The following is a 21,168-nucleotide window of genomic DNA, read 5'->3' on the forward strand; positions in this document are numbered from 1 at the left end:
GCGGTGTCACTTGCCCATCATCTCTTCCTCGATCCGGACGCCACCGACGACGCCCAGCGATTTCAGCTTGCGGTGCAAGGCACTGCGCTCCATCCCCACGAACTGCGCGGTGCGGCTGATGTTGCCGTCGAAGCGCCCGATCTGGGCCAGCAGATATTCGCGCTCGAACATCTCGCGCGCCTCGCGCAGCGCCATCGCCGTCACCTGCGGACCAAGGCTCAGCGGCTCGCCGTCGGCGTTCGACCGGCCCTGCGGCTCAAGCTCGGTGGGCATGATCGGCCCGGTTCCTTCAGCGAGGATCAGCACCCGCTCGATCATGTTGCGGAGTTGGCGGATGTTGCCCGGCCAGCGCATCGCCTGCAGGGCAGCGATCGTCTCGTCGGGCAGCTCGCGCTGGAACAGCCCCTGATCGGCATGGCAGCGTTCGATGAAATGCTGCGCCAGCAGCGGAATGTCGTCGCGCCGCTCGGCCAAGGCCGGGACAGGCACGGGAACCACGTTCAGCCGATCATACAATTCCTGCCGGAAACGACCCGCCGCGATTTCCATCGCCAGGTCGCGATTGGTGGACGAGATGACGCGCAGATCCACCCGCACCTTGTCTGTCCCTCCCGCGCGGCTGAATTGTTGTTCGGTCAGCACACGCAGGATCTTGGGCTGGGTGCCCACGGGCATGTCGGCGACCTCATCGAAGTAGATCACCCCGCCGTGGGCTTGCTCAAGCAGTCCCGGCTCGACCCCACGTTCGGGGGTCTCGCGTCCGAACAGCACCTCTTCCATGCGCTCCGGCTCGATCGTTGCGCAGGAAACGGTGATGAACGGTGCGCCGCTCCGCGGGCTATGCGTATGGATGTAGCGCGCGGCCATTTCCTTGCCCGCGCCAGGCTCACCGGTCAGCATCACCCGCCCGTTCGATTTCGCCACCTTGTCGAGATTGTCGCGCAAGCGCTTGAAGGCCGGCGACTGGCCCAGCATCTCGGCGGAACCACCATTGCCGCGCCGCAGGCTGGAATTCTCGCGGCGCAGACGGCTGGTTTCCATCGCCCGGTTCACCACCACCATCAACTGGTCGATATTGAACGGCTTTTCGATGAAATCGTAGGCGCCTTGCTTGATCGCGGCGACCGCGATCTCGATGTTGCCGTGCCCCGAGATGATGATCACCGGAACGTCGGGATTGTTACGCTTCACGTGCTTGAGGATATCGATCCCGTCCATCCGGCTGTCCTTGAGCCAGATGTCCAGCACCAGAAGCGAAGGCTCCGCTGCGTTCAATTCGTTCAGCGCGTCATCCGACGTGCCCGCGACGCGGGTCGTGAAACCTTCGTCCTTCAGAATGTCCGCGATCAGTTCGCGAATGTCGCGTTCGTCGTCGACGATCAGAATATCGCTCATGTCGTCCCTGCCTGTTCCCTGCCGGTTTTTCCGTTATGGCCGCCTTCGCGACCGGCTTTTGCCCTGCTGCGCGCGCTCAACCTGACAGGATTGCGCTCGCGCGGCAGGCGAATGATCGCGGTCGCGCCCTGGTGCCCCTCGGCATCGGTCAGCGTCAGGCTGCCGCCATGTTCCTCAATGATCTTCTTGACGATGGGCAGGCCCAGCCCGGTGCCCTGCGATTTCATCGTGATATAGGGTTCGAACAGCCGCGAACGGTCCGAGGGTAGCCCGATCCCGTTGTCGGTCACGGTGATCGACACCATGTCGGACGACGCCTCCATCGTGACCCGGACCTGCGGCGTCCAGTCATCCCCTGGACTTGCGTCCGCCCGCTCGTCGATCGCCTCGCCCGCATTCTTCAGAAGATTGGTGAAGGCCTGACCCAGCATGCCTGCATCGCAGTCGACGATCACCGGCTGATCAGGGATCTTTGCCACGATTGCACCCTTGAGGGCATCTTGCTGGATCAGCACCGCGTCGCGCAGCAGGCGCGCAAGATCGGTCTCGGCGCGGTCGGGCTCGGGCATCCGTGCGAAGCGGCTGAACTCGTCCACGATCCGGCGCAGATCGGCCGTCTGGCGCGTGATGACATCGACATACTGGTCCAGGCTTGCGCGATCCTCATCGTTCGCAAGTGGGGTGAACTTGCGGCGCAGTCGCTCTGCCGACAGCTGGATCGGGGTCAGCGGGTTCTTGATTTCATGCGCAACGCGGCGGGCAACGTCGCCCCACGCGGCCATCCGCTGCGCGGACACGAGTTCCGTCACATCGTCGAACGCGACCACGTAACCTTCCAGCGCGCCCTCGGCCCCGCGCCGGACGGCCATCCGCACGAGCAGGCTTTCCACCCTTCCCTCGCGATTCAGACGCACCTCATCCTGCACCGCCTCGGCGACCGAAGCCGACAGCCTTTCGAAAAGCGGTGCGAATTCCGGTACGGCCTCGGACAAAAGCGAGTCGATGTCGCGCGCCGCATCGAGGTCGAGGATGCGCATCGCCGATTTGTTCAGAAAATCGATCTCGCCCGCTGCGTCCAGACCGATCACCCCCGAGGTGACCGATGACAGGACGTTGTCGAAAAGCCGACGTTGTTCGTCCGCCGCCCGGTAGCTGTCGACTAGCTGCTCGCGCTGCGCCTTCAGCTGGCGCGTCATGCGGTTAAAGGATTCACCTAGGGTCTGGATTTCGTCGCCGGTCTCGGCCGAGGGGATCTGGAGGTCCAGGTCTCCGCGCCCAACCTGCTCGCTCGCGATTGCCAGCTGCCCGATCGGCCGCGACAGGCGTGACGCGAACCAGAAGCCCAGCCAGATCGCAGCGGCGACGAGGAACAGCGCGAAGCCCAGATAGACCAGAGAGAATTCGAAAAGAACCTGACCCCGTGTCTGCTCCAGTTCGCGATAATCACCCACCGTGGCGCGGGTGTCATCGAGCAGGCTCAGCAGCTTTCCGTCCACGTCGCGCGTGACGTAAAGGTAGCGGTCAGCCAGGGGCGGCAGTGCGACCAGCGCTCGGAATTCGTTGTTCTGCCAATCCTCGATCAAGGTCAGACCATCGGCCTGGGCCCGGTCAAGTTCGGCCGAGCTGGGCTGCTCGAACCAGAACAGATAGCTGCGCTCACCGCGCGCGCGGATCTCTCCCGAACCATCGATGACATAGGCTTCGCGCAGCCCTCGCTGGATCAGCCCCTGCCCCTGCGACAGCAAGACGCGAAGCTCACCGTCCTCGATCAGCGGGTTTTCGCGTCCCGCCTGCGTCAGCACGCCTGCAAGCAGACGCGCATCCTCGGTCAGGTCGCTCCGATGTTCTTCGTGATAGGCCTCGGCTGCGGCCTGCGATGTCGTGACGACCTGCCGCACCCGGTCAGAAAACCAGCCTTCAAGCCCGATATTGACCAGAAGTCCCGCGAACAGCGCGACAAGCACCGTCGGGACCAGGGCGACCAACGCGAAGATGCCGACAAGCCGCATGTGCAGACGCGATCCTGCGGCGGATGCGCGACGTGCCGCGACCAAGCGCGCCAGACGCGCCAGCACGACCCCAAGTAGCAGGATGAGGTAGGCGAGATCCAGAAGCAGGACCATGCGCAGCGACCGGCTCGCCGCCTCGCCACTGAATGGTCCCAACACCATCAGCGTCGCGATCGCCAGTGCTGCGCCGGCCGCCACGACGCCGATGACCGCACCGCCCTGCAATTGACGTCGCCGACGCAGCCGCGCCAGCCTGTCGAAAGTGTGGTCCGCCAAACTGCCCGTCATCGCCTCGCCACCCGCCGTCTCCGCGGCGTTCGTTGTTGCAGCGGCGTGACTTCGACGCTGCAATCTGTGGCGATTTTACATCAGTTTGCGACGCCTTGTCACCTCGATATTCAGGTCGGTCAATTTCTTGCGCAGCGTATTGCGATTGATCCCCAGCAGATCGGCGCAACGCAGCTGGTTTCCGCCCGTCGCGTCCAGCGCGACCTGCAGCAAGGGCTTCTCGATCTCGCGCAAGATGCGGTCGTACAGGCCGGGCGGCGGCAGCCGGTCGCCATGCAGGTCGAAATAGCGCTGCAAATGCGCTTCGACGGAATCCGACAGTTTCGCGCCGGCGGGCGGCAGGGGTTGCAGCGAAGGCATCGACGGTTGCGGCTCGCCCCTTGGAGAGGGCTCGCGTGTGCTGACGGACGCGACGGTGACAGGGATCGCCGAGGCGCTGCCTTGGGATAAGACATCCGCCACCTCAGCCTCGCTGATCGACTCCTCGGCCGAGGTCAGCGCAAGCCGGCGCATCAGGTTTTCCAGTTCGCGGACGTTGCCCGGGAAAGGATGCGCGCGGATCACCGAGGCCGCCTTGTCTGACAGCATCCGGTCGGGCAGCCCCTGGCTCGCTGCGCGCGCCAGCAGATGACGTGCCAGCGGCACGATATCATCGACCCTCGCGCGCAGCGGCGGCACCGTGATCGAGACGCCGGCAAGCCGATAGTAAAGATCCGAGCGGATGCGCCCGGCCGAGACATCGGCCTGCGGGTCCGGCCCCATGGTCGACACGATGCGCGGGGCTCGCAGCCGGTCGCGGCCGCTTTCCCAGGCCTCGACCATGCCGATCAGACGCGCCTGCGCGGCGGCATCGAAGCCGGACGGATTTTCGATCACCAGCGTGCCGCCGGCAGCCTTGGCGCCAGCGCGGCTGATTGCCTCTTCATCTGCATCGGCCGAAGTCAGGACCGCGAAGCCATTGTCCTTTCGGTCCGACAGATCGTGGAACGATCGCGCGATGGTCGATTTCCCCACCCCCGCTTCGCCCGCGATCATCACCGGAAGATCGGCGTTCAACACCCGCGCGACCATGCGGAACAAGGCCTGCATCGAGGCCGCGTGACCGATCAGCGGCATCGCGGGATCGGCGGCAGGCATCACCGTGTCGCCTGTCTGCTGGCTGCTGTCGGTTGCCTTGCGCGGCCGTCGGGCCAGCGCCTGACCGGCCTTGCTCATCAGGTCGGGCAGATCGAAGGGCTTGGGCAGATAGTCGAAGGCATCCGCCTCGTTCGCCCTGATCGCGGTGATGATCGTGTTCTGGGCCGAGATCACGATGACCGGCAGTTCTGGCCGGGCCGAGCGGATCGCGGGGATCCGGTCGATCCCGTTGCCGTCGGGCATCATTACGTCGGTGATGACCAGGTCGCCACGCCCCTCGTCCACCCAGCGGGACAGCTGCGCAAGCGAGCCGGTGGCGTGGACGCGACAGCCGGCCCGGGTCAGTGCCTGCGTCAGCACGGTGCGGATGGTGCGGTCGTCATCCGCGATCAGAACGGTTCCGTCCATGAAACTTCTCCTTAGGCCTTGGGCAGCGACAGCCGGAAGACCGTTCGTCCGGGCCGCGATTCGACGCGCAGCCCGGCGCCGTGGTCGGTGATGATCTTGGAAACCAGCGCCAGCCCCAGCCCGGTGCCGTTCTCGCGCCCCGAAACGAAGGGTTCGAAGACCTGATCCGCGATGGCATGCGGCAGGCCGGGACCGTCATCCTCGATCTCGATCTGCAGGGGCAGTGGACGGCCGGGATGGCCGGCATCGTCGATGGGCGCGCGCGCGCCGTGGTCATAGAAACTGCGCAGACGGATCGTGCCGCCGCGCCCCGCAGCCGCAGGCGAAGTCAGCGCCTCGGCGGCGTTCTTGACGAGGTTCAGGCAGACCTGGATGAGCTTGTCCGCATCGGCCAGCGCCGGGGGCAGCGACGGGTCGTAATCGGTCTGCACGCTGAGCCCCCGCGCCACCCCCGCCAGCGCCGACTGGCGAACCTGCTCCAGAACGTCGTGGACGTTCGTCGGCGCAAGATTGGGGGCCGAGGTGTCGCCGAACCGTTCCACCTGCTCCAGAAGCGCCACGATGCGCTTGGACTCGGCCACGATCATGTCGGCCATCTCGCGGTCTTCCTTGGACGCGTTCATCGCCATCAGCTGTGCGGCGCCGCGGATTCCGGCCAAAGGGTTCTTGATCTCATGCGCCAGCATCTCGGCCATGCCGATCGCACTGCGGGCCGCCGTCTTCACCGGGCGCTGGCCAGCATCGGGACTTGCGACCATCGTGAGCATGACCCCGCCGCCGGCACCCGGGAAAGGCCCGGCATGGACCGTGGCCATCCGGTCCTGATGACCGCCCGCGCGGTCGCCGATCTCGAAACATACATGCGGCTGGTACAGCGCCTCGTCTCCTTCGACTACGCGATGCAGCAGCGGAGCCAGAGGCGGCGTCACTTGCAGGCGACCGCTCAGATCCTCGCCTTCGAGCGTCCGACCAAGCGCGGATCGCCGCGACAGGTTCAGCCACACCTCTGCCGCTTCGTTCAGCGCCGCGATGCGTCCCCGCCCGTCGAGGATCAAAGAGGGCAGCGGCAGCGCTTCCCATCCCGGGCCGGGTGCGGCTTTGACGAAATCAGGCGGCGGCGCGCAGGTCATGCGGCCTCGGCTGTATCTATAGGCGTGCCCGATGCATCGGCAAAAGCCATGGCAATCAGGCGCATCGTTTCGGCGGGCGTATCGGCGCGCAGCATGTCGGCCCGCATCGGCGCACCATTTGCATCGGCGTACCAGCCCAGATGCTTGCGCGCGACGCGCAGGCCAAGCTCTGCCCCGTAGAGCGACAGGATATCCTCGTAATGCGTGGCGACCGCGTCGGCGAGGGCAGCGCCAGTTGGCAGGGTCGGCGCAGGCGCCGCAAAAACCTCATGCGCGATCTGCGCCACGCGCCATGGCGCACCTTGCGCCCCGCGCCCGACCATCACAGCATCGGCGCCCGAAGCGGACAACGCCTTGCGCGCCGAAGCCGCATCCACCACGTCGCCGTTCGCGACCAACGGCGGACGCGCAGGCAGGTTCGCGACGGTACGGATCGCGTCCCAATCAGCGCTGCCTTTGTAGAATTGGGCCCTCGTCCGGCCGTGGACCGTCAACATCTGCACGCCGGCGTCGGCCGCACGACGCGACAGATCGGCCGCGTTCAGGCAATCGCTGTCCCAGCCAAGCCGCATCTTCAGCGTCAAAGGCACCGCGACGGCGCCCACCACCGCATCGACAAGCCGCAGCGCATGATCGAGATCGCGCATCAGCGCCGCGCCCGACAGGCCGCCCGTCACCTTCTTGGCCGGGCAGCCCATGTTGATGTCGATGATCCGTGCGCCCATTCCTTCGACGATCCGCGCTGTCTCGACCATCGGATCGGCCTCGCGACCGGCGATCTGGACGCTGACAGCGCCCGCGCCTTCGGTCAGCGCCTTGGCCCGCACCGCGGCGCGGGTCGAGGGGCGGGGCGTCACCATTTCCGACGACGCGACCATTTCGCTGACCATCAGCCCCGCGCCACCGTGCCGTGCCACCGCGCGGCGGAACGGCAGGTCAGTGATGCCCGCCATCGGCGCCAGAAAAACCGGCGGCCACAGCGTCTCATCGGCAAGTCGGATCGGTTCCGGCATTCGCATGTGCCTTCCTTTCAACAGCGACGGAGCAGGCTCAAGCAGGCATCACGGCACAACCGAGAGCATATCAACACGCCTGCAATTCTGCCTCTTCTATACGCAGAATGCCCTATAATCGGGCATACAAACGTGTCGCAAGTGGTCGCTTCGGATATAGTGCGGCATGGGGCCCGATGGCATGACAAGCCTGCAGCAGGAGCGACTGGCAATGTTTCTTTCGGTCTTCGACCTTTTCAAGATCGGCATCGGCCCGTCATCGTCTCACACGATGGGACCGATGGTGGCCGCCGCGCAATTCCTGGATGCGTTGCGCGACCAACCGTTCCGCGCCAGCGGGCTGCGCGCCAGTCTGCACGGCAGTTTGGCCTTTACCGGCAAGGGCCATGCGACCGATCGCGCGGTCATCCTCGGCTTGGCCGGGCTGACGCCCGAGACGATCACCCGAGATGCGGCCGAGAGCGTCCTGGCCGCGAACCGCGAGAGCCGGACTTTGACACCGGAGGGGCTACCCGAGCTGGCCTTCGATCCTGACTGCGATCTGCGCTTCGATTATGATCGCACCCTGCCCGGTCATGCCAACGGCATGATCCTGCAGGCGACCGATGCACAGGGCGACGTCATCCTGTCCGAGACATACTACTCGATCGGCGGTGGCTTCGTGCTGACCGAGGCTGAGATGCAGGCCGCGCCCGATATCGCCGCCGCGGATCCGGCGACCGTTCCCTATGCATTCAAGTCCGCGGCCGAGATGCTGCGCATGGCTGCACAGTCGGGCAAGTCAATCGCAGAGATGAAGCAGGTCAACGAACTGACGCGCTTGGGCGATCGTGAACTGCGCGAGGGAATCGACCGGATCTGGCAGGTCATGCGCGATTGCATGGATCGGGGGCTTGAAGGCCGCGGCACCCTGCCAGGCGGCCTGTCGATCCGACGTCGCGCCGGTGCGATCCGCGAACGTCTGCTGGCAGAGCGTGGGACCAACCAGGCCGCGCCGCATGTCGTCAACGACTGGATGTCGGTCTACGCGATGGCGGTGAACGAGGAAAACGCCGCGGGTGGACAGGTTGTGACGGCGCCGACGAATGGGGCGGCAGGGGTCATCCCGGCGGTGATCCGCTACTGGCTCGACCACGTTCCCGGCGCGTCCGAGCGCGATCTGCCGACCTTCCTGCTGACCGCAGCGGCGATCGGCGGGTTGATCAAGACCAACGCCTCGATCTCGGGCGCGGAATGCGGCTGCCAGGCCGAGGTTGGAAGCGCTAGCGCCATGGCGGCCGCGGGCTTTGCCGCTGTCATGGGCGGCACCCCCGAGCAGGTCGAGAATGCGGCCGAAATTGCGCTGGAACATCATCTGGGCATGACCTGCGACCCGGTCGCAGGGCTGGTGCAGGTCCCCTGCATCGAACGCAACGGGATGGGTGCGATCAAGGCCGTCAGTGCGGCAAGCCTTGCCCTGCGAGGCGACGGCAGCCATTTCGTTCCGCTTGATTCCGCGATCGAGACGATGCGCCAGACCGGACGCGACATGGCCGACAAGTACAAGGAAACCTCGCTTGGCGGATTGGCCGTCAACGTTCCGAATTGCTGAGCCCTGATCATCCCACACGCGCGGATCGGCGCCCATCGGTCACGAAGCGGCCAATTGCCCTGATCCTGCTTGCCCATCGGCGCTCGAAGTTGTTAACGCTGGGCAGACAGTGATCCTACCCAAGCGCAAGGGAATGTTGCGATGATCTTCCGCCCACTTCTGATTGTGGCGATGCCTTTGATGCTGGCCGCGTGCAGCGAAACCGCTATGACCGACCTGCGGTCCGGCCTGGGCCTGGGCGAGGCCGAGACGGTTGAAGCCACGCCGCAATATTCCGGTCCCCCCGCGGTCTCGCCGCTGGATCAGGCGATCGAAGTTGCCGGTGGCGCGCGGAAACCTGCGGTCAACGCCGATTCCGAAACGCTGAACACGGCAGCCTTCACGGCGCGCGGAAACGAGCCGTTCTGGTTGGTCGACGTCTCTGGCGGCACGGCGGTTTACAAGACGCCGGAAAATCAGTCTGGCCGCAGCATCGCCGTGCGCCGCCTGGTCTTCGCGCAGGGCGTCGAATACGCCGGCGAGCTGAACGGTCAGGTCTTCGCACTGACGATCCGCGGACAGGATTGCGTGGACAGCATGTCGGGCGCTCGCTTCCCGATGAGCGCGCAGCTGAAGATCGGCGGCCGCATGAGTTCCGGTTGCGCGGCACCCGCTGGTCAGATGCCCGCCCCAGAAGCTGCGGCAGCCGCGGACGCACCCTCCGCCGCGACGGCAGGGTGATCCAATCCTGTGGCCGCGAGGGCGCAGCCGCGTTCCCCTTGCACGCGCCGGGCTGTCCCGTTCGCGCACCACTCGCTATGATCGGGCACAACGCCCCATGAGGACATTGCCGATGCCCCGCCGGACCCGACTGCTTCGCCTGTTCCTGACCTCGGCGCTGCCCGCAGCGCTTCTGGCCGGACCGGCGGTGCCCGAAACGCTGATCGGAACCGGCGTCAACAGCTACGGTTTGCCCGGCGCGGTCGAGATGCCGACGGCCGAAGCGTTCGAGGACGGAACGCTGAGCGCGACGGTGGGTATTTCAGACTATGATCGGCGCAACACCATCGCCTTTCAGATCATGCCCCGCGTGACGGCTGCACTGCGTTATTCGCGTGTCGAAGGTCTTGACCAGCGTCGCGGCTACATCTGGGACCGGTCCTTTGATCTGCGCTATCAGGCACTGGACGAATCTGGCTGGCGTCCGGCGGTTGCGATCGGACTTCAGGACTTTCTGGGCACGGGGGTCTATTCGGGCGAATATGTCGTCGCGACCAAGACCCTGAACCCGCGCCTGCGTGTTTCGGCCGGTCTCGCCTGGGGCCGACTGGCGGGCGAATATCGTCAGGCCGATTACACTGACGAGGGCGGCAAGCCCAACGTCGATGACTGGTTCACCGGCAGCGCCAAGCCATTCGCGTCGGTGACGTGGCAGGCAACAGACAAGCTTCGCCTGGCGGCGGAGTATTCGAACGACAATTACGGACTTGAGGTCACCCAGGGAGCCGAAGAGCCCGGCAGCAAATTCAACCTGTCAGCGACCTATCGCTTTGGCGAATACTACGAAGTCGGCGTCTACACGATCGGTGGCGACAGCTTCGGTGCACAGTTCAACATCGCGCTGAACGCGAACAAGCCGGCCTACCCGTCAGGGTTGGAGCCCGCCCCTGCCCCGGTGCGCCCGCGTCCCGCCCCATCCGCCGATCCTGAAGGTTGGTCAGGCGCGTGGTCGGCCGATCCGACCGCGCAGCCCGCCATCCAGAAGGCCCTTGGCGACGCGCTTGCGAAAGAGGGCCAGATCCTTGAATCGATGGCTCTGTCAGCCAATCGCGCCGAAGTCCGCATTCGCAACGGCCGCTACCTGCAACAGGCCGAGGCGCTTGGACGGACCGCGCGACTGATGACGCGGGCGCTGCCGCCCTCGGTCGAGACCTTCGTCATCACCAGTGTCGAAACCGGCATACCGGTATCGTCGACGGTGCTGCGCCGTTCCGATATCGAACGGCTGGAAAACCGCCCTGTCGGTGAAATCGCGCAGGTTGCTACGGTCACGAATGCGGACCCGCGCCCGGCAGGGCTGGTTCGGACGCCGGGCCTGTTTCCGCGCTTCCAGTGGGCGATCCGGCCCTATCTGACCACCTCGCTCTTCGACCCCGACGATCCCCTGCGCTACGAAGTCGGCGGTCGCGCCTCGTTGCGGTACGAGCCGCTGCCGGGCCTGGTCCTGTCCGGATCGATCCGTCAGCGTGCCTTCGGTTCGATCGAGCAGGACGGACCGAGCGGCCTGACGCCGGACGAATATCTAGCTCTGGACACCGATATCGGACCGTTCGGCGTGCCCCGCGTCCGGTCTGACGGCCGGATGTATTCGGGCAATGACAGCCCGGTCATCACCGACCTGACCCTGGCGTGGTATGCGCATCCGAGCGAGGCGATCTACACGCGGGTCGAAGCCGGGTTGCTTGAGCGCGCATTCGGCGGTGCCTCGGCCGAGGTGCTTTGGAAGCCTGCCGACTCGCGCCTTGCGCTCGGCGCTGAAATCAGCCGCGTCCGCAAGCGTGACTTCGAGGATATGTTCGGCTTCCGCGACTACGAAACAACGACCGGCTTCGTGTCCGCCTACTACGATTTCGGTGGAGGCTATCTGGGCCAGATCGACGCCGGGAAATACCTTGCGGGCGATGTTGGCGCGACAGTGACAGTATCGCGTGAATTCGCGAACGGCTGGAAGGTCGGCGCCTATGCGTCCAAGACCGACCTGTCGGCGGAAGAGTTCGGCGAAGGCTCGTTCGACAAGGGGATCACGATCTCTGTCCCGCTGTCCTGGGCAACAGGCCAGCCGACGACGGATCGCATCGGCGGCACCATCCGGTCGCTGTCTCGCGACGGCGGCACCCGGCTGCGCAGCGACGGCCGTTTGTACGACAACGTCCGTCAAAGCCACAGCGGCAAGATTTATGAAGGGTGGGGGAAATTCTGGCGATGAGCATCCGCGTGACCCGATTGAAAACCACCGCCCTGTTTCTTGCACTGGCCGGAACGCTTGCGGCCTGCGGCTCGGAACCCGCAGGCAATTCGACCTCGCCCATCGGGCTTGCCCGGCTGGCTGTCGGCGAAGCTCTGGCCGGCGCACGAGCAAGCCGCGAGGCGCCTGCTTCGCCCCGGTCCGATCAAGACATCGCGGCAGCGGCGTTGCGGGTCAATCCGGGCCCGCTGATCCTTGTCGGGCTGGAAAGCGCTGGTCGCACACAGGCGCTGGCGATGGTCGGCGAAAACGGCGACATGCGCACTTTCATGACGGAAAATGAGCAGGCTGTGATCCTGCGACGGGGCATGCTGGTCGGAACCAAGGGTCTGGGCAACGATCTTAGCGTGGCCGAAGCGGGGCCGTCGATGGCGCTGGTGCTGGCCGGCCGGTCGGGACAGGTCAACCGGACAATGCGCTACATCACCGGAGATGGGCTTGAACGACCCCTGCCGATGACCTGCAACATCGGCCCCGGCCCCAATCCCGGCGTGATGGTCGAGGATTGCACGGGCGCGGGTGGCGTCACCTTCCAGAACAGCTACCTGGCGTCTGGCGGTGCGATCAGCGTTTCTCGCCAATGGATCGGTCCCGCTCTGGGGTACATGACGATCCAGGAATTGCGGCGCTGAAGGCAGGATTGGCCCGCTAGCCGATCTGGACGGTAGTGAAGGAATGGGTCAGCCGCCAGGCTGGCCCTTTTGCTATCAAGCACCGGAGATGTTTCCGACATCGTATCCATCTGATCCGCCCAAAAGAAAGGGGCCGGCCAAAGGCCAGCCCCCCTGTCTGATCAGACAAGTTTTCTTCCGACAGAACTTAGTTGTCGCCGTCGGTGGTGGTGTCGTCGTCGTCGTCATCGTTGTTGTCCGAAGCGACAGCCGCGACCACGCCCAGCAGCAGCAGGGCGGGGACGATCAGGCCGGCGTTCGACGAAGCGGGCTGCTCGTCAACGACGTCCGGCTCAACTTCAACGACGGGGGCGACATAGCCGCCAGCCAGAGCCGACGTAGCGGTCAGGCCGAGAGCGGCAGCGAAAGTAGCGAATTTGGTCATGATCATGCTCCGTTTCTTTGAAAGCTGCCGTTACCGACAGCATCGCTGCGACACTTGCACAAACCCATTCGGTTGAAAAGCAGGATTGAGACTGTCCCACGGCGGGTTTGCGCCAACTGTTGCATATTCGCAAACACCTGCGTGCGTTGCCGGTTCCGGCAAAATCTGACGCAATTCCCGCATGTTGCAGAAATGTCCCTCAGGGCCGACGAAGCAGTGTGGAAACAGCGAAAACCGTAGCGGCGGCGGCAATGATTGAGGGCCCGGCAGGGGTGTCAAACCACAAACTTCCCCACAATCCGGCCATCACCGAAACGCCAGCGATGACGCTTGCCAGGATGGCCATCGCCTCGGGCGTGCGCGAGAAACCGCGCGCGGCGGCTGCCGGTACGATCAGCATCGCCGAGATGAGCAGCGCCCCAACGATCCGAATCGCGACGGCGACAACCAGCGCGAGTGCCAGCGACAGGACCAACCGCTCGACCCGCGGATCGATCCCCGCAGCCATCGCCAGCTCTTCGTTCACGGTCGTGCTGACCAGCGACTGCCAGCGCCAGATTAAAAACGACAGGATCGCCAGCGCCCCTCCCCATATCCACAGCAGATCGGTTCTGCCGACCGCCAGGATGTCGCCGAAGAGGAACGAGGAGAGATCGACCCGCAGATCCGGCACGAAGCTTGCTGCGACGAGGCCGAGCGCCAGCGCCGAATGCGCCAGCACCCCAAGGGCCGTGTCCATGGCGTGACCAAGGGCCGTCAGCCGCGCCACAAGAAGGGCCATTCCCGCCGCGACAGCCAGAGTTCCCAGATACAGCGAAACGCCGAAGGCGAAGGACGCGGCGACGCCCAGGATCGCCGCATGAGCGGTCGCATCGCCAAAATACGCCATGCGCCGCCAGACCACGAAGCAGCCAAGCGGACCCGCCGCTAGGGCGACGCCCAGCCCGGCCAGCACGGCACGAACCATGAAGTCATCCAGCATTGTGGTTGCACCCGTCGGGGCTGTGCTGGACATGACGATGGACCTGCGAAGGATGGTCATGAAGGTGGTCGTGATCGTGGTTGTGCTGGTGTTGATACAGAGCCAGCGTCCCCTCGCCCCTTCCGCCGAAAAGCGCGAGATACTCGGGCGCGGACCCGACCGATTGCGGCGTGCCCTCGCAGCAGACGTGACCGTTCAGGCAGATCACACGATCCGATGCCCGCATCACGACAAGCAGATCGTGGCTGACCATCAGGATGGCGGCGCCGGTCTCGGCGCGCACCTGTTCGATAAGCTGGTAGAAGGCGACGATCCCGGGCTGGTCTAGCCCCTGCGTCGGTTCGTCCAGCACAAGGATCTGCGGATCGCCCAACAGCGCACGCGCCAGTAGGACGCGCTGGAACTGACCGCCCGACAGCGCGCCGATGGATCGGTCGGACAGGTCGCCGACGCCCGCACGGGTCAGCGCCGCGGCTGCTTCATCGTTGCCGATGCGGCGCGGCAGCGAGAGAAAACGCCGCACGGTCATCGGGATGGATTGCTCGATCTGCACCCGCTGCGGGACGTAACCGATCCGCAGACCGGGCCGACGCGTCACCTTCCCCTCCCGCGGCGCAAGGTTTCCCAGCAACGCACGGATCAGCGTCGATTTCCCCGAGCCGTTCGGGCCGACGACGGTCACGATCTCACCCGGCGCGATCGCGAAATCCACATTCGTCAGCGCAGCCTCCCGGCTTCCGGGCCGATCGACGGTCAGGCCCTGAGCCGCGATCAGCGCGGTCTTCATGCGTCGGCCCCGGTATCGTCACCATCGCCACAGGCGGGGCATAGCCCGACCGCCTCGACGGTCAGGCGCTCTACCTTGAAGCCGCGTTCAGCGGCAGTTTCGCGGAATGCGGCTCGAAGGACTGGCGCATCGGTTTCCGCGACACGGTCGCAGGACCGACAGATCAGGAAGGCGGGCGCATGATCGCGATCAGGCGAAAGACATGCGGCGAAAGCGTTCAGCCGCTGAAGGCGATGCGCCAATCCCTGCTCGACCAGAAAGTCGAGCGCGCGATAGGCGACTGGGGGCTGATTGCCGTATCCATCCTGCGACAGACGCTCAAGCACATCATAAGCCCCCATCGCGCGATGCGATTCAAGCAAGATTTCCAACGTCCGCCGCCGCACCGGGGTCATGCGAGCGCCCTGCTTTTCGACCCGTGCTACCGCAGCGTCCATCGCATGCTTTGCGCATCTCGCGTGATCGTGGGGGGCGAAAGCCTCGGGACCAAGAGCGGACATTTGTTACCTTATCACAATCGGGTTGACCTGTTACGTTATTACCTCCATGCAAGAACCTCCGCAACCTTAGCAGGACCCGCCATGAGAAGCCTGATCGCCACCACTGCCCTGACATTCGTTGCCGCCGCCGCGCAGGCAGAACCACCTGCGGTGGTCACCGATATTCCGGTGGTGGGTGCGCTGGTGCAGCAGGTCATGGGCGATCTTGGCACTGTGGACGTGCTTTTGCCTCAAGGCGGCAATGCGCACAGTTACCAGATGCGGCCCTCGGAGGCGCGGCAAGTGCAGAACGCGGATCTCTTGATCTGGATAGGCCCGAACCTGACGCCTTGGCTCGCCAGAGCCACGGACAACCTTGGGGCGGGCACGCAGCTGCGATTGCTGGATCTGCCCGAAACACATCGCCGGGTCTATCCCGACGAAGACCCGCACGCCGGTCACGATCATGACGACCACGACCATGAACATAACCACGACCATGACCATGACCATGAACATGAACATGAACATGAACACGACGATGAGCATGACCAAGGCCACGATCATGCGGCAGAGCATGATCACGACCACACCGGGACCGATCCGCATGCTTGGCTGGATCCCCAAAACGGGATTGTCTGGTTGTCGGCGATCGCGGACGCCTTGTCAGCCAGGGACCCCGGCAACGCGCAGACCTACGCCGCCAATGCGGACCGCGCCGCGCAGGACATCGAGGCGACTGAGCGGCAGATTGCCGAACGTCTGGAAGGCTCAAAGGACGCCCGCTTTGCCGTCTCGCACGATGCCTACGGTTATTTCACCGATCATTTCGGCCTGCCTGCGGCCGTGACGCTCTCTCTCGGCGATGCGGCCAGTCCGTCCGCCGCGCGCGTTTCCGACTTTCGCGCCCAGATCGAGGCTCAGGATATCCGCTGCATCTTCCCCGAAGCCCAGCACAACCCCGACCTGCTGACCTCGGCGCTTGCCGGAACCGATGCGACGATCGCGGCGACGCTTGACCCGAGCGGTGCGACGCACCCGTTTTCAGCCGACCTCTACACGCTGATCCTGACCGAGATGGGCGATACGATCGCCGGTTGTCATGAGGCTGCCGCACGGTGAGAGGCAGCCGACAAAACAGTCTTTGACAAATCCGATGGTAACTGTCAGGAATTGTCTCGCACAGTTATGGCGAGGCTCAGATGACCGCATCCCATCCCCACGACTTCACCCGCCCCGGCACGATGGCCTTGGCACAGCACCTTCCGGCGCATGACGCCGAAGCGCTGACGCGCGGCGGCAACCAGGCACTCATCGTGTTGGGCGAACAGGTCTACCAGCTTCGCATCACGCGCGCCGGAAAACTGATCCTGACGAAGTAGGGTTCAGCCGCGGGGCTTGCCGCCGCCCGGTTTTCCGCCACCGGGCCTTGGCCCGCGTGCGGGCCCCGGACGGCCCTTCGGCCCACCGCTGCCACCCGGACGCGGACCAGCGCCGGGACGGCCAGTAGGCTTTGGACCACGGGCGTCGTCGCGCTTGGCCCAGGGCTTGCCGGCGCCGGACGGTTTGCCGTCACGGCGCGGTCCCGGTTTGGAGGCCCCACCCTCTCGCGAGGCTGGAAACCGATCGGCCGAACGACGCTCGGAACCGGAAGCGTCCTGACCCTTGGACCAGCGGGGTTTACGTGGGGTGTCCGCGCTGACCGCATCACCGCGATCCGTGCGGCGGTCTGGGCGCGCGCCGCCCGATTTCGGCCCCGAACGCGGCGCCCTTTCGGCATCGTCGCGCCATGTATAGGGCTTTCGATCGCCATCCTCGCGCTTGCCGTATGGCTTGCGATCACCGTCTTCACGCCGTGCGAAGGGCTTACGGTCTCCATCGACCCGCTTACCATAGGGCTTGCGATCACCGTCTTCGCGACGCGCGAACGGCTTCCGGTCGCCATCCTCTCGCCGTGCAAAGGGTTTGCGGTCGCCGTCATCCCGCTTGCCATAAGGTTTGCGGTCGCCTTCGTCACGGCGGCCATAGGGTTTGCGGTCGCCATCACCGCGGCGCTCGAACGGTTTTCCGCCGCCCTCCGCGGATCGGCCGAACGGCTTGCGGTCCTGGTCGTCGCGGCGCCCGAAGGGCTTGCGGTCGCCGTCCCGTTTCGGACCCGGACGCCCTTCTCCATCGCGGCGCGCGTTCGGCGTCCGGTCACCGTCCCGCCGCGGACCGGACGAGCGATCGCCACCTCCGGCGCGGCGTGGGCGCCCTTCGTCCTTGGCGTCCTCTTCGCTCGCACCGGTCATCAGAGAGCCCAATTGGTCGCGCAGAACCCGGCGCTTGATTTCGCGGACCTCGTTCTCTTCCATACCTGTCAGCTTGAAGGGACCGTATCCCACCCGGATCAGACGGTTCACCTGAAGTCCGACATGGGCCATTGCCCGTCGGATCTCTCGGTTCTTGCCTTCTCGGATACCGACGCTCAGCCAGGCATTGGCGCCCTTCTGGCTGTCCAGCCGCACTTCCATCGGTTGGAAATCTTCGCCGTCGATGGTCACGCCGCGCCGCAGGGGATCGAACGTCAACTCGCTCGGCTGGCCGTTCACGCGGACACGATAGCGCCGCATCCAGCCGGTCGAGGGAAGTTCAAGCTGGCGCTTCAACTCGCCGTCGTTGGTCAGCAGCAGCAGACCTTCCGAGTTCAGGTCCAGCCGACCGATCGACATCACCCGCGGCAGATCGCGCGGAAGCGCGTCGAACACGGTCTGACGGCCCTTCTCGTCGGATTCCGACGTCACCAGCCCCACCGGCTTGTAGTAGAGCCACAGGCGCGTCGGCTGCGCCTCTTCCAAGGGGCTGCCGTCGACAGTGATGCGATCGCCGGGACGGACATCCAGCGCCGGACTGTCGATCTTGGTGCCGTTCACCGTCACCCGACCCTCAAGGATCAGGCGCTCGGCCTCGCGTCGGCTGGCGCGGCCTGCGCGCGCGATCACCTTGGCGATGCGGTCTGCGTCAGCGGGCTTTTCGGCCGCGGGCTGATCGGTTTCGTTTTGGTCGGAGTCGTTCTGGTCGGTCATGCGAAATCTCCTGCGCATCGCTGCGGCGGCAAAGGCCCGTGCTTAGGCCCAATGAGGTGGTGAGGGAAGGGCTCTCGATCAACCCGGCGTCGTTGCGTGCAAGTCAGCGACGCAACGTGCCGCCTGTCGCCTTCTGGACCTTTTCGATGATCTTTGTGCTGACGGCCTCAATCTCGGCGTCCGTCAGCGTGCGCTCGCGCGGCTGCAGACGCGCCGTGATCGCGATGGACTTGCGACCGCCTTCCAGCCCGGTGAACTGGTCGAAGACGGAAACCTTTTCAATCAACGTCTTGTCGGCTCCTTGTGCGGCGTTCACCAGCGTCAGCGCCTCGACCTGAGCATCGACGAGGAAGGCGAAATCGCGCTCGACCGCCTGCAGTTCCGATGCATCCAGCGCCGGTCGGGTTGGTGTCTTCACCTTGGGGAACGGCACCGCCGCCAGCCGCACGGTAAAGCCCATCGCCGGTCCCTTCACGTCCATTTCGCGCAGCACGCGTGGATGGATCTCGCCGAACGTCGCCAGCACGTTGGGGCCAAGCGCGATGTTGCCCGCGCGACCGGGATGCCACCAGGGATCGAGCTTTCGGTTGATCTGCGCGCGGGATGGCGCACCGATGGATTGCAGAATGGCTTCGGCATCGGCCTTGGCGTCATAGACATCGACCTTCCGCCGGCTTCCGAACGGGTCACGCGCAGCGGTCGCCCCGACCAGCAGACCGGAAAGCTGGACCGCCTGTTCGCCCGGCTCGCCGCCCGAGAAGACCGGGCCAAGCTCGAACAACGCCAGATCGGCAAAGCCGCGCGCCTGGTTGCGGGCAGCGGCGGCCAGCAGGCCCGGCAACAGGTCGGGACGCAGATGCGTCATCTCGCTACTGATCGGGTTTTCAACACGCACGGCATCGGTGCCGCCGCCGAACAGGGTTGCGGCCTTCTGGTCGATGAAGCTGTAGGTCACGCATTCGTTCAGACCGAGCGCGGCGGCCGTCCGACGAGCCATCGCATCACGCCGCTGAAGCGGTGTCAGAACCGGCTGCGGCACACCCGCACGAGGGCGCGGGAGCGGTTTGCCCTGCAGCTTCGTAAGGCTGGCGATGCGCGCGATTTCCTCGACGAGATCGGCCTCGCCCAGCACGTCGGGACGCCAGGAAGGGACATGCGCCATGTCACCTTCAACCCGGAAACCCAACGCTTCCAGGGATTTGCGCTGCGTGTCCGCGTCGATGTCCAGACCGACGAGGCTTTGCGTCCGGTCGGTGTCCAGCCGATAGGCACGGGTGTGGTCGGGTATCGCGCCGGCCGTCACAACCTCGGACGGCTCGCCGCCGCAGAGGTCCATCACCATCGCAGTCGCGAGATCCAGTCCCTGCAGGGTGAAGGCCGGGTCGATGCCACGCTCGAACCGGTAGCGCGCATCGGAATTGATCTTCAGCGCACGGCCCGTCGCGGCGGTGGTGATCGGGTCGAAATAGGCGGCTTCGATGAAGACATCGGCGGTGGTGTCGGACGAGCCCGAGGCCGCACCGCCCATGACACCCGCGATGCTTTCGATGCCGTTATCGTCGCAGATGACGACGGCGCCTTCGGGCATGCGATAGGTCTTGTCGTCCAGCGCCACCAGCTCTTCGCCGGCGCGCGATGCGCGCAGGTGGAGGTCGCCAGAAACCTTAGCCGCATCAAAGACATGAAGCGGTCTGTTCAGATCGAAGGTGAAGAAGTTGGTGATGTCCACCAGCGCGCTGATCGGCCGCAGGCCGATGGCGCGCAGGCGCTTTTGCAGCCAGTCGGGACTGGGTCCGTTGGACACACCGCGGACCACGCGGCCGGCGAAGAACGGCGCCTTGTCGGCGATCGCGGGATCGATGGTGACGTTGATCGGGCTGGGAAATTTGCCCTCGATCCGAACGTCCTTGATCGGCTTCAGCGTCCCGAGACCGCGCGCGGCCAGATCACGCGCGATGCCGTGCACGCCGAGCGCGTCGGGGCGGTTCGGCGTGATCTTGATATGGATCATCGGGTCGATCTTTTCAGGCGCGTTCTCGGCCAGCCACGAGGTGAAGGTCTGGCCGACCTCGCCCGAAGAAAGTTCAATGATTCCGTTATGTTCGTCGGACAGTTCAAGCTCGCGCTCGGACGCCATCATGCCGTGGCTTTCGACGCCCCGGATGGTCCCGACGCTGAGCGTGGTGTCGATGCCGGGGACATAGTCGCCGGGCTTGGCCAGGACGCCGATCAGGCCTGCGCGGGCGTTCGGCGCACCGCAGACGATCTGCTTGACACCCTCGTCCGTTTCGACCTTGAGCACGCGCAGACGGTCGGCATCGGGATGGGGCTGGGCATCGGCGATCCGCGCGATGGTGAAGCCGCCAAGTTTCGCCGCCGGATCAACCACTTCCTCCACCTCGAGGCCGAGATCGGTCAGCGCCTCGGTGATCTCGGAGAGGTTCGCCTGCGTGTCGAGGTGATCCTTGAGCCAGGAGAGGGTAAATTTCATGGGTCCGCGTCCTTTCGGTCGCGGGAAGCCTTAGCCCCGGGGGCTAAAAACGTCCAGTGGGACGCAGGCCGTGTTAACCAATCTGAACGGCAACAGCAGCGTGCGGTGCTGCGCAACAGCGCAACACCAGGGGGCCTCGAAAGCCCAGCGTTTGCTGAGTTTGCCGAGTCACAGCCCGTACACCGCGCGTACACAGGCTGTACACACCCTGTACACATGATGCGACCGTGCGGTTCAGGAAGCGTTAAGGATTCCCGGCTGCGCCGGGACGCCTCCGGCGGGGATATTTTCCTGACAGAAGAAAGGGTTGATGGAGGGCTGCGGCGCGCGTCC

The 21,168-nt window shown here is 65.2% G+C and carries 17 protein-coding genes; 6 read left to right on the forward strand and 11 right to left on the reverse strand.

Going from position 1 to position 21,168, the window contains the following annotated elements; genetic code table 11:
- Positions 1-6 precede the first annotated feature (6 nt).
- The 5 genes from ntrX to dusB all read right to left on the reverse strand — a co-directional run bounded on the left by ntrX (position 7) and on the right by dusB (position 7,386).
- Positions 7-1,395: a nitrogen assimilation response regulator NtrX gene (gene ntrX, locus MLD63_RS09515; protein WP_255329675.1), complete on the reverse strand. Its 1,389-nt coding sequence runs from the start codon at positions 1,393-1,395 to the stop codon at positions 7-9.
- Positions 1,392-3,692: a sensor histidine kinase NtrY-like gene (locus MLD63_RS09520; protein WP_255329676.1), complete on the reverse strand. Its 2,301-nt coding sequence runs from the start codon at positions 3,690-3,692 to the stop codon at positions 1,392-1,394. Before MLD63_RS09520 ends, ntrX begins: the two co-directional genes overlap by 4 nt.
- Before the next feature lie 75 nt (positions 3,693-3,767).
- Positions 3,768-5,237 (reverse strand): response regulator, encoded by a 1,470-nt coding sequence (locus MLD63_RS09525; protein ID WP_255329677.1) that lies wholly within the window; start codon positions 5,235-5,237, stop codon positions 3,768-3,770.
- A gap of 11 nt (positions 5,238-5,248) precedes the next feature.
- Positions 5,249-6,367, reverse strand: coding sequence for a two-component system sensor histidine kinase NtrB (locus MLD63_RS09530; RefSeq protein ID WP_255329678.1), 1,119 nt, complete (start codon positions 6,365-6,367; stop codon positions 5,249-5,251).
- Positions 6,364-7,386, reverse strand: a complete 1,023-nt coding sequence (dusB, locus tag MLD63_RS09535; RefSeq protein WP_255329679.1) for a tRNA dihydrouridine synthase DusB — start codon at positions 7,384-7,386, stop codon at positions 6,364-6,366. The genes MLD63_RS09530 and dusB overlap by 4 nt, the downstream gene beginning before the upstream one ends.
- Before the next feature lie 205 nt (positions 7,387-7,591).
- On the opposite strand from dusB, the gene MLD63_RS09540 reads away from it, so the two are divergent.
- From MLD63_RS09540 to MLD63_RS09555, 4 genes are all read left to right on the forward strand, one after another.
- Complete coding sequence (locus tag MLD63_RS09540) at positions 7,592-8,971, forward strand: L-serine ammonia-lyase (RefSeq protein ID WP_255329971.1); 1,380 nt, start codon at positions 7,592-7,594, stop codon at positions 8,969-8,971.
- Positions 8,972-9,112: 141 nt separating this feature from the next.
- On the forward strand, positions 9,113-9,691 hold the full coding sequence (locus MLD63_RS09545; RefSeq protein ID WP_255329680.1) for a COG3650 family protein: 579 nt from the start codon (positions 9,113-9,115) through the stop codon (positions 9,689-9,691).
- Positions 9,692-9,803: 112 nt separating this feature from the next.
- Entirely contained in the window at positions 9,804-11,936 is a 2,133-nt protein-coding gene (locus MLD63_RS09550) for a YjbH domain-containing protein (protein ID WP_255329681.1), read from the forward strand.
- Positions 11,933-12,607, forward strand: a complete 675-nt coding sequence (locus MLD63_RS09555) for a YjbF family lipoprotein (RefSeq protein WP_255329682.1) — start codon at positions 11,933-11,935, stop codon at positions 12,605-12,607. The genes MLD63_RS09550 and MLD63_RS09555 overlap by 4 nt, the downstream gene beginning before the upstream one ends.
- Before the next feature lie 187 nt (positions 12,608-12,794).
- Here the strand turns inward: MLD63_RS09555 and MLD63_RS09560 are convergent, their stop codons facing one another.
- The 4 genes from MLD63_RS09560 to MLD63_RS09575 all read right to left on the reverse strand — a co-directional run bounded on the left by MLD63_RS09560 (position 12,795) and on the right by MLD63_RS09575 (position 15,237).
- Positions 12,795-13,031, reverse strand: a complete 237-nt coding sequence (locus MLD63_RS09560) for a hypothetical protein (protein WP_255329683.1) — start codon at positions 13,029-13,031, stop codon at positions 12,795-12,797.
- A gap of 199 nt (positions 13,032-13,230) precedes the next feature.
- Complete coding sequence (locus tag MLD63_RS09565) at positions 13,231-14,013, reverse strand: metal ABC transporter permease (RefSeq protein WP_255329972.1); 783 nt, start codon at positions 14,011-14,013, stop codon at positions 13,231-13,233.
- The gene (locus MLD63_RS09570; RefSeq protein ID WP_255329684.1) at positions 14,003-14,800 is read right to left on the reverse strand and encodes a metal ABC transporter ATP-binding protein; all 798 of its coding nucleotides are present in this window, start codon (positions 14,798-14,800) and stop codon (positions 14,003-14,005) included. The genes MLD63_RS09565 and MLD63_RS09570 overlap by 11 nt, the downstream gene beginning before the upstream one ends.
- The gene (locus MLD63_RS09575; protein ID WP_439957643.1) at positions 14,797-15,237 is read right to left on the reverse strand and encodes a Fur family transcriptional regulator; all 441 of its coding nucleotides are present in this window, start codon (positions 15,235-15,237) and stop codon (positions 14,797-14,799) included. Before MLD63_RS09575 ends, MLD63_RS09570 begins: the two co-directional genes overlap by 4 nt.
- Positions 15,238-15,381: 144 nt before the next feature.
- Here MLD63_RS09575 and MLD63_RS09580 point away from each other — a divergent pair, with 144 nt between their 5' ends.
- Together MLD63_RS09580 and hemP are read left to right on the forward strand one after the other, a co-directional pair.
- Positions 15,382-16,401 (forward strand): zinc ABC transporter substrate-binding protein, encoded by a 1,020-nt coding sequence (locus MLD63_RS09580; protein WP_255329686.1) that lies wholly within the window; start codon positions 15,382-15,384, stop codon positions 16,399-16,401.
- A gap of 122 nt (positions 16,402-16,523) precedes the next feature.
- Positions 16,524-16,661 (forward strand): hemin uptake protein HemP, encoded by a 138-nt coding sequence (hemP, locus tag MLD63_RS09585; protein ID WP_255329973.1) that lies wholly within the window; start codon positions 16,524-16,526, stop codon positions 16,659-16,661.
- A 3-nt stretch (positions 16,662-16,664) separates the two neighbouring features.
- Here the strand turns inward: hemP and MLD63_RS09590 are convergent, their stop codons facing one another.
- Both MLD63_RS09590 and pheT read right to left on the reverse strand, forming a co-directional pair.
- Positions 16,665-18,344, reverse strand: a complete 1,680-nt coding sequence (locus tag MLD63_RS09590; protein ID WP_255329687.1) for a pseudouridine synthase — start codon at positions 18,342-18,344, stop codon at positions 16,665-16,667.
- Between the two features lie 103 nt (positions 18,345-18,447).
- Positions 18,448-20,835 carry a phenylalanine--tRNA ligase subunit beta gene (gene pheT, locus MLD63_RS09595; protein WP_255329688.1) on the reverse strand — a complete coding sequence of 796 codons (2,388 nt, stop codon included), beginning with the start codon at positions 20,833-20,835 and terminating at the stop codon, positions 18,448-18,450.
- Between the last annotated feature and the right edge of the window lie 333 nt (positions 20,836-21,168).

The organism is Paracoccus albicereus (assembly GCF_024359525.1).
GTDB lineage: Bacteria > Pseudomonadota > Alphaproteobacteria > Rhodobacterales > Rhodobacteraceae > Paracoccus > Paracoccus albicereus.

What these genes read in the sequence shown, in the direction of transcription:
- ntrX (WP_255329675.1), bottom strand. Translation starts at nt 1,395, where the DNA reads ATGAGCGATATTCTGATCGTCGACGACGAACGCGACATTCGCGAACTG.
- MLD63_RS09520 (WP_255329676.1), bottom strand. Translation starts at nt 3,692, where the DNA reads ATGACGGGCAGTTTGGCGGACCACACTTTCGACAGGCTGGCGCGGCTG.
- MLD63_RS09525 (WP_255329677.1), bottom strand. Translation starts at nt 5,237, where the DNA reads ATGGACGGAACCGTTCTGATCGCGGATGACGACCGCACCATCCGCACC.
- MLD63_RS09530 (WP_255329678.1), bottom strand. Translation starts at nt 6,367, where the DNA reads ATGACCTGCGCGCCGCCGCCTGATTTCGTCAAAGCCGCACCCGGCCCG.
- dusB (WP_255329679.1), bottom strand. Translation starts at nt 7,386, where the DNA reads ATGCGAATGCCGGAACCGATCCGACTTGCCGATGAGACGCTGTGGCCG.
- MLD63_RS09540 (WP_255329971.1), top strand. Translation starts at nt 7,592, where the DNA reads ATGTTTCTTTCGGTCTTCGACCTTTTCAAGATCGGCATCGGCCCGTCA.
- MLD63_RS09545 (WP_255329680.1), top strand. Translation starts at nt 9,113, where the DNA reads ATGATCTTCCGCCCACTTCTGATTGTGGCGATGCCTTTGATGCTGGCC.
- MLD63_RS09550 (WP_255329681.1), top strand. Translation starts at nt 9,804, where the DNA reads ATGCCCCGCCGGACCCGACTGCTTCGCCTGTTCCTGACCTCGGCGCTG.
- MLD63_RS09555 (WP_255329682.1), top strand. Translation starts at nt 11,933, where the DNA reads ATGAGCATCCGCGTGACCCGATTGAAAACCACCGCCCTGTTTCTTGCA.
- MLD63_RS09560 (WP_255329683.1), bottom strand. Translation starts at nt 13,031, where the DNA reads ATGACCAAATTCGCTACTTTCGCTGCCGCTCTCGGCCTGACCGCTACG.
- MLD63_RS09565 (WP_255329972.1), bottom strand. Translation starts at nt 14,013, where the DNA reads ATGCTGGATGACTTCATGGTTCGTGCCGTGCTGGCCGGGCTGGGCGTC.
- MLD63_RS09570 (WP_255329684.1), bottom strand. Translation starts at nt 14,800, where the DNA reads ATGAAGACCGCGCTGATCGCGGCTCAGGGCCTGACCGTCGATCGGCCC.
- MLD63_RS09575 (WP_439957643.1), bottom strand. Translation starts at nt 15,237, where the DNA reads ATGGACGCTGCGGTAGCACGGGTCGAAAAGCAGGGCGCTCGCATGACC.
- MLD63_RS09580 (WP_255329686.1), top strand. Translation starts at nt 15,382, where the DNA reads ATGAGAAGCCTGATCGCCACCACTGCCCTGACATTCGTTGCCGCCGCC.
- hemP (WP_255329973.1), top strand. Translation starts at nt 16,524, where the DNA reads ATGGCCTTGGCACAGCACCTTCCGGCGCATGACGCCGAAGCGCTGACG.
- MLD63_RS09590 (WP_255329687.1), bottom strand. Translation starts at nt 18,344, where the DNA reads ATGACCGACCAGAACGACTCCGACCAAAACGAAACCGATCAGCCCGCG.
- pheT (WP_255329688.1), bottom strand. Translation starts at nt 20,835, where the DNA reads ATGAAATTTACCCTCTCCTGGCTCAAGGATCACCTCGACACGCAGGCG.